This is a genomic window from Limnohabitans sp. Rim47 (assembly GCF_001517545.1).
Lineage (GTDB): Bacteria > Pseudomonadota > Gammaproteobacteria > Burkholderiales > Burkholderiaceae_C > Limnohabitans_A.
This window is the reverse complement of record NZ_FBYA01000004.1, coordinates 221,323-234,147: the sequence shown is the minus strand read 5'-3', so window position 1 is coordinate 234,147 and position 12,825 is coordinate 221,323. Positions and strand designations below refer to the sequence as shown.

The following is a 12,825-nucleotide window of genomic DNA, read 5'->3' as shown; positions in this document are numbered from 1 at the left end:
ACCATGACCACGTCACTGGCATCAACGGTGCGCCAACGAAGTGGCCCAGTCGCTCAATTCAAGCGGGCGGGCCAAGCGGCGGTCATGCTGCTTTTGTGGCTGGCCGCTTCAGGCGTGCATGCCCAAAGCGCCCAGCCCTCGGCTGTGGCCGATGGCATGCTGCAGGCAGTCAACCCGCCAGGCAAAGTTAAAACCGGACTCACGCCGACCGCCAAACAACACGAAGCCCAGTTGAGCGCGATCCGGCAAGCCATTTTGCAAGCCACCATGGACCGTCCCACACGCGTGCTCAGCAGCGCCTGGATCGATGACAAAGGGGCGTTGCACGAAAGCGCCCACTTCCAATCCGAAGCGCAGGTGCGCGGCGTGCGCGTGCTGTCTTATGTGACCGACGAAAAAGACACCGCCCCGCAAGTCAGCGCCGAGGTATTGCCCTGGGGCTGGCGCACGGCGCAGACCAAAGCCACCACTTGCACTGCCCCGCCCCGCCCCTGGCGCCTGCCCTTGGTCTTGCAGACCCGTGCCGACAGCGGTTTCGGTGGCACGCAGCAGTTTGCCAGCCAAGCCGTGCTGAACACCGTCAGCCAAGCCTGGACACAGCACATGCAAAGCTCTCAACGCTGGCGCGCACTGCACAAAGAAACACCGCCGGAAAGCGCCTATCTGCGAGCCCTCACAGGCCCCAGCGAGGGGACCACAGGCTGGACGGCCGAATTGGTGCTCAAACCCTACGCACCTGAACCGGATCTCAACTTGCGCCAAGCCTGGCATGCGATGAACCGCGACGTATCCGACTGGCGCTGGACATTGAGCTTCACTTTGGGTGAGCGCCACACGCCCGGCGGCCCGATCGAGGCGCATTGGCAAATCGAACACATCATCTCGATCGACCCCTTGGCTGCAGGACAAAACCCCAGCGCCTGGGTGCACCAACTCAAAGAGCCCCTGCAAAAACAAATGCAGGCCTGGGTGCAACAACTCGACAAGCGTTCGGCGTGTGAACCCATCCAGTTCCATGTACGCCGCAACGGGCAGGACACCTTGCAACTGCAAGCCGGTTTGGGCAGCGGCCTGCGGCCAGGCGACCGTGTTTTGCTGTTGAACCCCAGTCAGATCCCCAGTCAAATGCTCGAGCCGGGGGCTACCCAGCACCTGGCCTTGGCCCAAGTGGTCAAAGTGGGCAACGACCAGACCGAACTGCAACAACTGGCGGGCCCAGCCTTGCCGACACAAGGCCACTGGATGGCTTTGCCCCTTTGACCTGGCACGACGAGCAAGCGATGCAACCACAAAACCAATCCGCCTGGCGGTCATCCGCAGCCACAAGCACAAGCATCCCTGCGCGCCAGGCTTTTGCCCCGGTGCACCGGCTCGTGCTGTGTGGGGCATGGCTGGTATGTGCGGCCTGCGCCACGCTGAACAGCCAGACCGCCCAAGCGGCCGACATGTCGGCGGCGGCCGCCTCGGCGCTCAAGGTTTTGTCGCTGCCTTTGCCAGACACTGACAACGTGGCCAACGTGGCCGCTGCACCTGATTCGGCCGCGGCCTCCCCCGAAACGTCGGTATTTCCAGCCAGCATCACGGTCAAACGCGGCGAAAGCATCGATGCCGTGATCCGGCGCGGCCTGCCCGGCTTGCCTTTGCGCGATGAGTTCATGCGCCAAGCCTTGGCCAAGGCCAATCCTCGAATTTTTCCCAAGGGCACCACCTACCCGGTTCGTCCTGGCACCGTGCTGCAAATGCCCTCGATAGATGCGCTGCGCCAGTTGATGCTGGCCAATCACCCTCAAGCCGCGGTTTTGTTTCAGGCAAGCCCCGCGCCCTCGGCGGAAACCCCTGCGGGCCTGGACAAGCGCCGCTGGGTGCGGTATCCGTAGGCTCTGTTCAGGCCGACTCGCATGATCACTGGGGCTGAAACCGCCCACCTTCTGCCCAAAACGCCCACCATTTTCCTGGACGGCACGCTGCCGCTGGTCCTCGAAAAAACCGCTGCCGAACTGGGTTTGCGCGACGGTCAGGTGGTGCAGGCCACGCTCGAGGCCAAACTCGACGCACTGCGCCTGGTTTTGCAAGGTCCGCTGCAAGGGCAATCGATTGATTTACCCAAAGAACTCCCGGCCAGTTGGCGTTTGGCCTCGGGCGACACGGCCCTATTTCGGGTACAGGTGCTGGCCAATGGCAGCATCGTGCTGCGCCCCCTGCAGTCGGGTCCGGCACCGGGCGTAACCACCGGGGCTGACATCGCCCCGCAGGCCTTGGTGCCGGGTCGCGCTGACCAACTGGGCTTCAGGCCCCCCGACATGCAGGCTTTGGCCCAACTGCTCAGGCCCGGCATGCTCGAAGGTTTGCTGCAAGGCTTGAATGCGTCTGCGCCCGAGTTGGGCGCGCTGCAGCGTTGGCTCAAATTGCGGCCCGCGATGGCGCAGCTGACCCCCGAAAAACTCCAACAAGCCATGCAGCGCAGTGGGTTCATGACCGAAAACCTGCTGACCCTCGGCATGGGTGCCGGGCTGATTGACCTGAAAAGCGTGCTGAGGCAAATACTGCGCAGCGGCTCCCAACCGGACAAGGCCGACCTGATGAGCGACAGCCTGGACGACATCGAGTCGCGGCAGTTGATGGCCAACGAGAGTTTGAACGGCCGCGAATGGGTGCTTTCGATGATGCTGCCTTTTGCCGATGCCGAGCCAGTGGCCCTGCGACTGGTGCGCGGCAGACGCCAGCCCGGACAAGACAAACCGCCGCTGGTCATCCACCTGCACACACGCAATCAGGATTTGGGCGAGGTCTGGCTGCAAACCCGCATCAGTGACGAGACCGAGGTCGACATGGTGATGTGGGCCTTGCGCGAAGACGTGGTCAAGCGGGCCCAATCTCTGGCCCCCAACCTGGCTCAAGAGCTGGACAGCGCCGGGCTGCACATGACACGGCTGCAAATCATCCATGGGCAGGGGCCGCAAGAACCCATGCCCTTTGCGCCGCCAGCTACTGGCAGTTTGCTGGACGTGCAAACATGAAAAGACCTTTGCAAGAAGCCATTGCGCTGGAGTACGGCGCCCGCAAAACGCCCATCGTCAGCGCCAGGGGGCAAGACGATTTGGCGCAAAAAATCGTTGAGGAAGCCCGCAAACACGGTGTTTATGTTGCGCAAGACCCGCAATTGCTGGCCTTGCTCAGCCGCGTGGACTTGGACGCCGAAATTCCACCCGAGATGTACACGGCGGTGGCGGTCATATTGTCTTGGGTCTATTGGCTCAAGGGCATGCGCCCGGGCGATGAGAAAAAATCAGGCTGAAGGCGCGCCCACAGAATGGGCCCAAGCGCTGGCTGATGGGCAGCAAGCTTCAGGCGAGCTGGTAGCCCCAAGCGCCGGAACGTCGGGCGAGCTGACCCATGCGGTCGTACAAATCGACCGTGAGCGCTGACCCACCCTGCAAGGCCTCCAAAGTGCCTTTGACGGCTTGCAACTGGCGCTGTAACAGCTGAATGTTGCGCAAATGGTCTTGCTTGCTTTGCTGCAAACTGCCCAGCAACTGTTGCCACAGCGCCGGAACGGGCTGTTGCTGCGACGCCCACTCAGCCACGGTGGACAGTGCCTGCAACAACTGATTTTTTTCGGCCTGCAAGGCTTCAAACACCACCAAGTCACGGGTTTTGAGGGCCTCAAACTCCAGGCCCATGATCTCCGCCAAACGGGCCGCCGCCTCCGGGGCCGCCAGCAAGGCGTCTTCCCGAGAGTTGTTGGCGGTAACAGCAGAGACGGAGAGCTCGGTCATGGACGCATCAGCCTTTGATCATTTTCTCGATGGCGACGAAATTTTCCGCGATTCGGCGGGAATCCAGCGGGTACTGGCCCTGTTGGATGGCCGTTTTAATGGCTTCCACCTTGGCGCGGTCAAATTCGGGTTCTTGCATGGCTTGGCGAGCCACTGAGCTCAGTTGCAACTCGTCGGTGGCAGGGGGCGCAGCGCGCACAGGCGCCTCAGCGGTGGGCGCAAACACGCGCGGCTCACCCTTGCCTGTGGCCTGTCGGCTGGCAGATTCTATTTGGGCCTTACGGCCGAAATGAGAGATGGGATCGGTCATGATGTTTCTCTTTTCTGGTCTCTTCACATTGAGCTGAGACCTTGCTCGAATACTGAATCGGCATGAGATTCTAGAACTTGAGCACAATAAATTGAATTTTTCATCGTCCCCGAATGTCAAACAACACCGCGGTCTGCCACATCACAAACCCACCAATTGGTTGGGGCCTTGCACGCGGCCACTGAGCTCACGGCCAGAATCGCGGTTTTTGAGCTTGATTAGTTCACCAAATCGGCCATCCTGCATGGCTTCTACCCGGGCCGAAATTTGAAAACCTTGCGGCTGAACCACTGACAACAAAACCATCTGGCCTCTTTTCACCAAAACAGTGGGCCGAATGTCGTGGCTCCGCAAAGGCACTCCGGGACGAACATCCCGAACCACCTCGGCATGCATGACCTCAGAGGCTTGTTCCAAGACATTCACAAGCAACGTTGATGTATCGACCTGAACACGCTCAACATGAGTCTCATTGAGTGTCATTCCGCGTTGCAAGGGCACGCTTGCCACCAAAACCCATCGCTTGGGCGGCTCTGGCAACAGGTTGGGCCGGGCTGTTGCCACGGTCTCGGGTGCTTTGCCCGCCACGCTGACGCGCACATATTGCTGCCAAACGGGCTGGCTGCATTGCACGCGCACCGACTCAACACTTGAGAAAGGTTGGTCCATGGACAGTGCTTTGTCGCAGGCACGCACCTCGACACGGCTGTCCAGAGGGGCTAATAAAACCTGATCGGCACTCACTTTTCTGGATTGGGCCACCCAATTCTTGACTGAGGACTGCATGACTTGCAAAGGCGTCGCCACGGCCGCGGGTTTGGCGGCCGGTGCCGCCATGGACGACGCACTGAACAGGCAGATCGCACACCCCATCAGCAGCCCACGGGCCACCCACTGATCGAGCAGTCGGCACAGAATTTGAAGTGCGTTTTTCATGGTGTGGAAGTTTTGACAGGGATTGACTTTTCAGGTGTTAAGCAAAAACAAGACCAGCTTTGGTCCGCGACCCACAGCAGCCGCCCAAAAAGAAACACGCAAGGCCAGAAACAAAACACGGGGCCCCACCAAGCTGCCCCCAAAGCCGCAAAGCCTTGCCGCACCGGCAAGGCTTTGCCGCCAGCGACAAAAGTGGCCGCCCGCCCTGGGCGCACCCTTGAATGCAGCACCCACCCGACCTGACAGACCCGGCAAAAGGTGACAAAAAAACTTGGCACAACTTTTGCAGCATTCGACACAAACCCGCTCAACTTGAGCGGACAACGTCAAAAGACCGACGGACCGGGCGCACAGCATTCGGTCAGTTGCCCAGGAGCCCCGATGAATTTGTTGAACCAAGCACTTGGCGTGCATGAGCAGGCCTTGCAAGTCAAAAGCCGCCGCCTCGAAGTGTTGTCGCAAAACATTGCCAACGCCGACACACCGCACTACAAAGCACGCGACATCGACTTCAAGGCTGTGCTGGGCGCTGCACAAAAGCAAGACACGACCATGACATCGACCAACGCCGGGCACTTTGGCGCGGGGGCAGAACTGAGCCCCGACGGCATGCGTTACCGCACCCCATTCAACACCTCGTTTGACGGCAACACCGTGGAAATGAGCGTCGAGCAAGCCCAATACGGCAAAGCTGCCGCTGACTACCAAGCGACATTGAACTTTTTGGAAAACCGGGTCAGCAGCCTGCGTAAAGCACTGCGAGGAGATTGAACATGGGCATGGACAACATTTTTGGCATTGCGGGTTCGGCACTCAACGCGCAACTCACCCGCATGAACTCAACCGCTTCCAACCTGGCCAACGCAGGCACGGTCTCCAGTTCGGAACAAGACGCCTTTCGCGCCAAGCGGCCGGTCTTCAAGGCGCTGGTCGACGAACAAATGACCAACGCTGGCTCACCTTATGTGGGCGGCGTAAAGATCGACCGCATGGCCGATGACAGCGCCCCTCCTCGCCGCGTGTCGGACCCCAAAAACCCACTGGCCGACAAAGACGGTTATGTCTACCAATCCAACGTCAGTGAAGTCACCGAAATGGTGGAAATGATGGCGGCAGCCCGGTCCTACCAAAACAACGTTGAAGTCATCAACACGGCGCGTCAACTCATGATGCGCACGCTGGACATCACCAAGGCTTGATCAGAAAGAACCCCATGGCCACTGCTACCGTCACGTCCTCCAGCTTGTTAGACAACGTCACACGTTACGAAGACGTCAAGAATAAATCCGCGTCCAAAACCAGCGCCGACATGGGCAAGCAGGACTTCCTTGCGTTGTTTACTGCTCAGCTGCAAAACCAGAACCCGCTTGAGCCCGTCAAGAACGAAGCCTTCGTGGCCCAGTTGGCGCAGTTTTCTCAGCTCGAAGCGCTGACCAATATGCAAACCTCACTGGACACCTTTGTCAGCGCCATGTCGGGTGAGCGCATGCTCAACAGCGCCTCACTGATTGGCAAAAAAGTGGCCATGGCAGACACCCCCACCTTGTTGACATCCGGCTCAAGCATGGAGGGCAGCCTCGATTTGCCTTTGGGTGCCAGTGGGATCCAAGTCAACGTGCAAGACAGCCAAGGCCGATTGGTGCAAGAGTTGATCGCAGGTCCTCAATTGCCCGGCACCATGCCCATCACCTGGAACGGCAAAGATGCTGCCAACAACGCGGTGCCCACAGGGCTTTACCGCTTGAGCGCCACGGCGGTGGTGAACGGCCAAACGACCACAGTTCCCGTCAGCACTTTGTCAACGGTTCGCGCCATATCGACCAACCCTAGTGACGGCAGCGTCAGCGTCGAGGTCGAAGGCGGCAAAACCATGTTGCTCACCGACGTCAAGCGCGTCGGCTTGTAAATCAGCCGCACAGCCACGCTCAACACCCCACACCCCACGCATCACAGGAGCTTTCCAGCATGTCGTTCTACACCTCGCTCACCGGACTGAACTCGGCCACCGCCCAGTTGGCCGTCACCTCCAACAACATCGCCAACGTGGGCACCTCGGGCTTCAAGCGCTCGCGTGCCGACTTTGGCGACATCTTCTCGACCTCGCCATTGCAAAAGTCTTCCAGCAACATCGGCCAGGGCGTTTCGCTCAAGCAGGTGAGCCAAGAATTCAGCCAAGGCAACATTTCCACCTCCGGCAACTCGCTGGACTTGGCCATCACAGGTGACGGCTTCTTTCCTTTGAAGACGCCTGACGGCCTGCAAGACACCTACACCCGCAACGGCTCGTTCACCCTGAACGACCAAAACAACGTGGTCAACTCAACCGGGCAACGCCTGATGGCCGCATCGGTCGACTCGTCCGGCAAGGCCGACTTGACCAACCTGAACGCCTTGACCATTCCGCCCAAAACTTCCGGCGAAGCGGTAGAAACCACCAAGATTCAATTGGGCCTGAACCTGCCAGCCGACTCTGCCGTGATCACGGCAGATTTTGACCGCACCAACGCCAGCACATACAACAAAAGCACCGCCCTGACCGTGTACGACAGCGGCGGCAACGGTTATCTGGCCACGGTCTATTACGCTAAAACCCAAAACGCCACCCTGGACAGCCCGTTTTCCAAATGGCAAACCTACTTTTTTGTCGGCGACACCGAGGTCAAGCCGGCCTTGCAGCAAGCCACCGACACCGTGGGCAGCAACTTTTTTGTCAACAAATACGGCGACGTGCTGCCCAAGAGTGACCCCCGTGTGGTGCCCAGTTCCGGCACCACCGAAATGTACTCACTGGACCAATTGACAGACATTCGCGCGTCCTCCCCAGCCACCGCCGTTGGCAGCGCTTTGCCCAATGCCAGCTTCACAGGCGGCGCCTTGGTCAACGCCACATCGGGTTCACTGAGCTTCAAAATCAAAGTGGACGGCGCAGCGCAAGCGCAAGAGATCAGCTACACCCTGCAGGACGAGGATTCAGACCCCGCGGTGCTCGCCAACCATGTAGAGATCGCCATCAACAACGTGCTGGGCTCGGTTGCCGACACGGTCGACAATCCGGCCACTGCCGATGTCAACGAGTTCCGGAAAAATGCGCGGTTTGGCATCACGGTGGAGTTTGACCCCGACAACGCCAAATTCTCGATCTCTTCTGGCACCACAGGAGATTCCTCCAGCATCACCATCTCTGAGGCCAACAGCAAAGCCATCTCCGTGATGGGCTTGGCCGATGCACCTAACCTGACTGTGGCGGCTTCGACCACCGAAGCTCTGCGCGGCAAGGCCAGCGAACCCGCCGTATTGAGTGGCGAGGTCATGACCATCAACACCACAAAAAGTGTGTTGGTCACTTCCGCCAACAAAGACTTTTTTGTCTCGGTTGACGGCATTGCCGCCAAGGTCGAACTGCCCTTCCCCACCACCTACACCAACATTGAATCTTTTGCGAAAGCTTTGCAGGACAAGATCAACAGCATCGTAGACCCCGACACAGGCCGCAAGGTTTCAGGGGTGACCGTGGCCTTTGATACCAAAACCAAACAACTCAATTTCACCACGGGCACCACCGGCAGCAATGCGGCCATCCAGGTCACAGGCCCTGCTGACTGGGGTTTGGCCAACACTGAGATGCAGTTTGGTGCCACCACCGACTGGAAAAAGCTGGCGCAATTCACAGAAAACGGTGCTCTGCAATTCGTCAAAAATGGCGTACAGACCGAAGACGCCACGGGCCTGTCGGGCAAAACCGAATGGTGGCCCGTTTACCTTGACCGAGGCGAGTTGAGCTTTGACCTGACCGGTAAACCCGTCTCGCCATTGACGGGCATGCCCTTCGAAACCGCCTTCTTGCAAGGCGGCAAGGGTGCGCTGACCATGTCGATCGACTTCACCAAGTCCACCCAGTATTCCAGCGCATTTGCCGTGCTCTCGCAATCGCAAGATGGCGCACCCGAAGGCGAACTGATGGGTCTGAACATTGGCCCCGATGGTTTGGTCAACGCCACTTACTCCAACGGCTCGCAAGTGTCGCTGGGCAAGATCGTTTTGGCCAACTTCTCAAGCCCGTCGGGTTTGCGTCAAGTGGGTGACGCCAGCTACTTGGCCTCGGCCTCATCGGGCATCGCCAAAATCGGCGAAGCGGGTTCTGCCGGCTTCGGCTCGATCCGCGCAGGTGCCACTGAGCGCGCCAACGTGGATTTGACACAAGAGTTGGTGGACTTGATCACCGCACAGCGGAACTTCCAGGCCAACGCCAAAGCCATTGAGACCAGCAGCACGATGACCAGCGCGATCATCAACATCCGCTCTTGATCGTTTAACAACCTGAGACCGCCCCCATGGACCGCCTTGTCTTTACCTCCAACGCCACCATCAAAGAGCAGGCCACAGCCCGCCAGGTCTTGGTCAATGACCTGGCCAACGTGTCCACGGTGGGTTTCAAAAGCAGTTACGACGTGGCCTTGCAATCGGTCAAGGTCGAGGGTCCGGGTTTTGACTCACGTTACCAAGCCCAAGCTGTAGCCCGTGATCAGATCCGTCTGACGCCAGGCCCCGTCATGGCCACCGGTCGGCCGATGGACATTGCGTTGGCCGAAAAATCGGTGCTGACCGTGCAGGCACCCAACGGTGACGTGGCCTTCACGCGCCGGGGCGATTTGAGAGTCAACCCTCAGGGTCAATTGGAAAACGGTTCAGGCCACTTGGTCTTGGGCAACGGTGGTCCTATTGCCGTGCCGCCAGGCATGCAAGTCAGCATCAATCCGGACGGCACCATCTTCGCCCGTGATCCGGCCCAAACCGGCGCGGCCGCTTCGGTCTTCATTGACCAGCTGCGCCTGCGCGATGCGTCCAGCGTGAATCTGGGACGTCGCCAGGATGGTTTGTTCAAAGTGGATGGCCAAACCGACGGCACCGACATCGCACTGGGCGGCACGGTCCCCAAACTGATTCCACAGGCGCTGGAGGGCAGCAACGTCAGCGCCATCGAAGCCATGACCCGGCTGATTGACCAATCGCGCAGCTTCGAAACCCAAATTCGCATCATCAAAGAAATGAAAACACTCGACGAGTCGGGTGCTTCCATGATGAAACCCGCTTGAAGAAATAACAGGAGAACACCATGGACGCATCAATGTGGATTGCCAAAACCGGACTGGACGCGCAGCAAACGCGCATGTCGGTCATCTCCAACAACCTGGCCAACGTCAACACCACTGGTTTCAAGCGCGACCGGGCCTCGTTCGAAGACATGCTCTACCAAAACCTGCGTCAACCTGGTGCACAGGTGGGCGCCAATGCACAAGCCCCAACGGGCCTGATGCTGGGCACTGGTGTGCGCATTGTGGCGACCGAAAAAACCCATACCCAAGGCAGTTTGGTCAGCACCAAAAACGCCTTGGATCTGGCTGTGCAGGGCGACGGTTTTTTCCAAATCGCCCAATCTGACGGCACCACTGCTTACAGCCGCGATGGTGGTTTCAAGCTCTCGTCCACCGGCCAGTTGGTGACGCCCAACGGGGCAGCACTGCAACCGGCCATCACGATCCCGCCCAACGTGGCCAGCATCACCGTGGGCCAGGACGGCACCGTTTCGGTGGAAGCCGCAGCTGGAGGCGGCAGCCAGGTGATCGGTCAAATCCAGATCGCGCGCTTTGCCAACCCCGCGGGCCTGCAGTCCATCGGTCAAAACCTGATGAAGGAAACCACAGCCAGCGGTGCTCCGCAGGTCGGCCAGCCCGGCCTGGCAGGTGCCGGTCAGCTGATGCAAGGCGCGCTGGAAGCCTCCAACGTGAACGTGGTGGAAGAAATGGTCAACATGATCGAAACCCAGCGGGCTTACGAGATCAACTCCAAAGCCATCTCGGCGGTGGACGGCATGTTGCGCTTCTTGAACAACAACATGTAAGCGCAGCATGAACACTCGATTCTTTTTATCGTCTGCACTTTGGCTGGCTTTGGCCTTGAGCCTGACCGGCTGCGCCACGAGCACGGCGCCCATGGCGCATACCCCTCAATTTGCCCCCGTTCTTCCGGTCGCTGTCGAAAAGCCGCGCATGGCCACTGGGGCCATCTACAACGGCCGTCAAAGCGACAACTGGTTTGGACGTGTTCGGGCCTACAACGTGGGCGACGTGATCACCGTGTTGCTCAACGAATCCACGCAAGCCGGCCGCACCCAAAGCGGGACCGTCAAACGGGCAGCCAAAAACGACGTCATCCCTTCCGTTGGCAGCGCCCCCGATGGCCTGAACGCACGGGTGCAAGGCCTGCGCCTGCCCACCAAAATTTTGGGCACGCGCCTGCAAGGCATCATGGGCGGCGTAGACCTGAGCAAAGCCAACATCGAAAGCGTGGGCGGCGGAGAAGCCGACCAGCAAGCCAGCCTGACCGGCGATGTCTCTGTGACCGTGGTCGATGTGCTGGCCAACGGCAATCTGATGGTGCGTGGCGAGAAGCAACTGGCCCTGACCGAAGGGGCCGAAATCATCCAGGTCAGCGGCATCATTCGCCCCGAAGACATCTCGCCCAACAACACCGTGCAATCGCGCCGCCTGGCCAATGCCCAAATCGCCTACCGTGGCACGGGTGACATGGCCAACGCCGCCAAAGCCGGCTGGGGCACCAACGCCTTGATGAAATTCTGGCCTTTCTAACGCACCGCTCTGCTGGACACCTCCATGAAATCCGCCCTTTTCACTCTCATCGTCTTGCTCGGCTTGTCGGGCTCGGCTTGGGCTGACCGCGTCAAAGACCTGGCATCGGTGGCCGCTGGCCGCAGCAACCAGCTGATTGGCTACGGCTTGGTGGTGGGCTTGCAAGGCACGGGCGACGGTGCCGATGTGTCCTTCACCGCGCAAAGCATGAAAGCCATGCTGGCCCGTTTGGGTGTGGGCATTGATGGCCCGCTGTCAGACTTTGAACAAAGCGCCACCAGCGGCAAGATCGACATCAAAAACGTCGCCGCCGTGATGGTGACCGCCGAGCTGCCTGGCTTTGCCAAACCCGGTCAAAAAATCGACATCAACGTTTCGGCCATTGGCAAAGCCACGAGCTTGCGCGGCGGCAGTTTGTTGCTCACGAGCTTGCGCGGTGTCGATGGCGAGATTTACAGCTTGGCACAGGGTGCACTCACAGCCACAGGCGTGGAGACCAGTGCTGCCGGCTCCAAAGTGAGCATCGGTGTCCCTACATCGGCGCGCATTCCCGGTGGTGCAACGGTGGAGCGCACTGTTGAGACCCCCTTTGAAAAATCGGACCATGTGGTCATGAATGTGCGTGAGTCGGACTTCACAACCACCACCGCCATCGTCAACTCCATCAACAAGAATTTTGGACAAGGCACAGCGCAAGCCTTGGACGGCATGTCGTTTGCCATCAAAGCCCCCAGCGACATGTCGCAACGCGTGGCCTTTTTGAGCATGGTCGAAAACCTGGATGTGGTGCCCGGCGAGCCACCGGCTCGCGTGGTCGTCAACTCCCGCACCGGCACCGTGGTCATCAGCCGCAACGTGCGGGTGACGGCTGCGGCCGTCGCCCACGGCACGATCTCGGTCGCCATCACGGCCACCAACGAAGTCTCGCAGCCCAACGCCTTGTCTCGAGGTCAGACCGCCGCGGTGCAAAACGCCGACATTGCAGTGTCTGAACCCAAAAACCCGATGTTCCTGTTCCAGCCCGGTGTAGACCTGCGCCAAGTGGTGGATGCGGTCAACCAAGTGGGGGCCACGCCCTCGGCATTGATTGCGATTTTGGAAGCACTCAAAAGCTCGGGCAGCTTGCGTGCCGAGTTGATCGTGATCTAAACGGAAA

Annotated in this window: 15 protein-coding genes; 12 read left to right on the top strand and 3 right to left on the bottom strand. The window is 59.6% G+C overall.

The features are described from left to right. Positions 1-3 precede the first annotated feature (3 nt). From BN3544_RS11445 to BN3544_RS11430, 4 genes are read left to right on the top strand one after another with little or no spacing between them, the layout of a single operon-like run. Positions 4-1,260, top strand: coding sequence for a hypothetical protein (locus tag BN3544_RS11445; RefSeq protein WP_155820578.1), 1,257 nt, complete (start codon positions 4-6; stop codon positions 1,258-1,260). Between the two features lie 20 nt (positions 1,261-1,280). Next, positions 1,281-1,877 carry a hypothetical protein gene (locus BN3544_RS11440; protein WP_026036860.1) on the top strand — a complete coding sequence of 199 codons (597 nt, stop codon included), beginning with the start codon at positions 1,281-1,283 and terminating at the stop codon, positions 1,875-1,877. 21 nt (positions 1,878-1,898) lie between these two features. Beyond that, positions 1,899-3,017 carry a flagellar hook-length control protein FliK gene (locus tag BN3544_RS11435; RefSeq protein ID WP_019431164.1) on the top strand — a complete coding sequence of 373 codons (1,119 nt, stop codon included), beginning with the start codon at positions 1,899-1,901 and terminating at the stop codon, positions 3,015-3,017. Continuing rightward, positions 3,014-3,295: an EscU/YscU/HrcU family type III secretion system export apparatus switch protein gene (locus tag BN3544_RS11430; protein WP_019431165.1), complete on the top strand. Its 282-nt coding sequence runs from the start codon at positions 3,014-3,016 to the stop codon at positions 3,293-3,295. Before BN3544_RS11435 ends, BN3544_RS11430 begins: the two co-directional genes overlap by 4 nt. Positions 3,296-3,344: 49 nt before the next feature. Here BN3544_RS11430 and BN3544_RS11425 read toward each other — a convergent pair whose 3' ends face one another. From BN3544_RS11425 to flgA, 3 genes are all read right to left on the bottom strand, one after another. Further along, positions 3,345-3,776, bottom strand: a complete 432-nt coding sequence (locus BN3544_RS11425) for a flagellar protein FlgN (RefSeq protein ID WP_019431166.1) — start codon at positions 3,774-3,776, stop codon at positions 3,345-3,347. 7 nt (positions 3,777-3,783) lie between these two features. After that, positions 3,784-4,086 (bottom strand): flagellar biosynthesis anti-sigma factor FlgM, encoded by a 303-nt coding sequence (flgM, locus tag BN3544_RS11420; protein WP_019431167.1) that lies wholly within the window; start codon positions 4,084-4,086, stop codon positions 3,784-3,786. Between the two features lie 141 nt (positions 4,087-4,227). After that, the gene (gene flgA / locus BN3544_RS11415) at positions 4,228-5,022 is read right to left on the bottom strand and encodes a flagellar basal body P-ring formation chaperone FlgA (protein ID WP_019431168.1); all 795 of its coding nucleotides are present in this window, start codon (positions 5,020-5,022) and stop codon (positions 4,228-4,230) included. A gap of 381 nt (positions 5,023-5,403) precedes the next feature. Between flgA and flgB the strand changes: the two genes are divergently transcribed. Genes flgB through BN3544_RS11370 form a run of 8 tightly spaced genes read left to right on the top strand, consistent with a single transcriptional unit; the run spans position 5,404 to position 12,818 of the window. Further along, complete coding sequence (gene flgB / locus BN3544_RS11405; protein ID WP_019431170.1) at positions 5,404-5,793, top strand: flagellar basal body rod protein FlgB; 390 nt, start codon at positions 5,404-5,406, stop codon at positions 5,791-5,793. A gap of 2 nt (positions 5,794-5,795) precedes the next feature. Further along, a complete protein-coding gene (gene flgC, locus BN3544_RS11400) occupies positions 5,796-6,221 on the top strand; it encodes a flagellar basal body rod protein FlgC (RefSeq protein ID WP_019431171.1) in 426 nt (141 codons plus the stop codon). Positions 6,222-6,235: 14 nt separating this feature from the next. Further along, complete coding sequence (locus BN3544_RS11395) at positions 6,236-6,928, top strand: flagellar hook assembly protein FlgD (RefSeq protein WP_019431172.1); 693 nt, start codon at positions 6,236-6,238, stop codon at positions 6,926-6,928. A 59-nt stretch (positions 6,929-6,987) separates the two neighbouring features. After that, positions 6,988-9,327 (top strand): flagellar hook-basal body complex protein, encoded by a 2,340-nt coding sequence (locus tag BN3544_RS11390; protein ID WP_019431173.1) that lies wholly within the window; start codon positions 6,988-6,990, stop codon positions 9,325-9,327. Positions 9,328-9,353: 26 nt separating this feature from the next. Further along, complete coding sequence (locus tag BN3544_RS11385; RefSeq protein WP_019431174.1) at positions 9,354-10,115, top strand: flagellar basal body rod protein FlgF; 762 nt, start codon at positions 9,354-9,356, stop codon at positions 10,113-10,115. A 20-nt stretch (positions 10,116-10,135) separates the two neighbouring features. Continuing rightward, positions 10,136-10,921 (top strand): flagellar basal-body rod protein FlgG, encoded by a 786-nt coding sequence (gene flgG, locus BN3544_RS11380; RefSeq protein WP_026036861.1) that lies wholly within the window; start codon positions 10,136-10,138, stop codon positions 10,919-10,921. Between the two features lie 7 nt (positions 10,922-10,928). Beyond that, positions 10,929-11,669, top strand: coding sequence for a flagellar basal body L-ring protein FlgH (locus BN3544_RS11375; protein WP_019431176.1), 741 nt, complete (start codon positions 10,929-10,931; stop codon positions 11,667-11,669). A 24-nt stretch (positions 11,670-11,693) separates the two neighbouring features. Next, the gene (locus tag BN3544_RS11370) at positions 11,694-12,818 is read left to right on the top strand and encodes a flagellar basal body P-ring protein FlgI (protein WP_019431177.1); all 1,125 of its coding nucleotides are present in this window, start codon (positions 11,694-11,696) and stop codon (positions 12,816-12,818) included. Positions 12,819-12,825: the final 7 nt, after the last annotated feature.

Coding starts and splice junctions, on each gene's coding strand:
- BN3544_RS11430 (WP_019431165.1), top strand. CDS start 3,014: ATGAAAAGACCTTTGCAAGAAGCCATTGCGCTGGAGTACGGCGCCCGC.
- BN3544_RS11445 (WP_155820578.1), top strand. CDS start 4: ATGACCACGTCACTGGCATCAACGGTGCGCCAACGAAGTGGCCCAGTC.
- flgC (WP_019431171.1), top strand. CDS start 5,796: ATGGGCATGGACAACATTTTTGGCATTGCGGGTTCGGCACTCAACGCG.
- BN3544_RS11435 (WP_019431164.1), top strand. CDS start 1,899: ATGATCACTGGGGCTGAAACCGCCCACCTTCTGCCCAAAACGCCCACC.
- BN3544_RS11385 (WP_019431174.1), top strand. CDS start 9,354: ATGGACCGCCTTGTCTTTACCTCCAACGCCACCATCAAAGAGCAGGCC.
- BN3544_RS11440 (WP_026036860.1), top strand. CDS start 1,281: ATGCAACCACAAAACCAATCCGCCTGGCGGTCATCCGCAGCCACAAGC.
- flgB (WP_019431170.1), top strand. CDS start 5,404: ATGAATTTGTTGAACCAAGCACTTGGCGTGCATGAGCAGGCCTTGCAA.
- BN3544_RS11425 (WP_019431166.1), bottom strand. CDS start 3,776: ATGACCGAGCTCTCCGTCTCTGCTGTTACCGCCAACAACTCTCGGGAA.
- BN3544_RS11390 (WP_019431173.1), top strand. CDS start 6,988: ATGTCGTTCTACACCTCGCTCACCGGACTGAACTCGGCCACCGCCCAG.
- BN3544_RS11375 (WP_019431176.1), top strand. CDS start 10,929: ATGAACACTCGATTCTTTTTATCGTCTGCACTTTGGCTGGCTTTGGCC.
- BN3544_RS11370 (WP_019431177.1), top strand. CDS start 11,694: ATGAAATCCGCCCTTTTCACTCTCATCGTCTTGCTCGGCTTGTCGGGC.
- flgG (WP_026036861.1), top strand. CDS start 10,136: ATGGACGCATCAATGTGGATTGCCAAAACCGGACTGGACGCGCAGCAA.
- flgM (WP_019431167.1), bottom strand. CDS start 4,086: ATGACCGATCCCATCTCTCATTTCGGCCGTAAGGCCCAAATAGAATCT.
- BN3544_RS11395 (WP_019431172.1), top strand. CDS start 6,236: ATGGCCACTGCTACCGTCACGTCCTCCAGCTTGTTAGACAACGTCACA.
- flgA (WP_019431168.1), bottom strand. CDS start 5,022: ATGAAAAACGCACTTCAAATTCTGTGCCGACTGCTCGATCAGTGGGTG.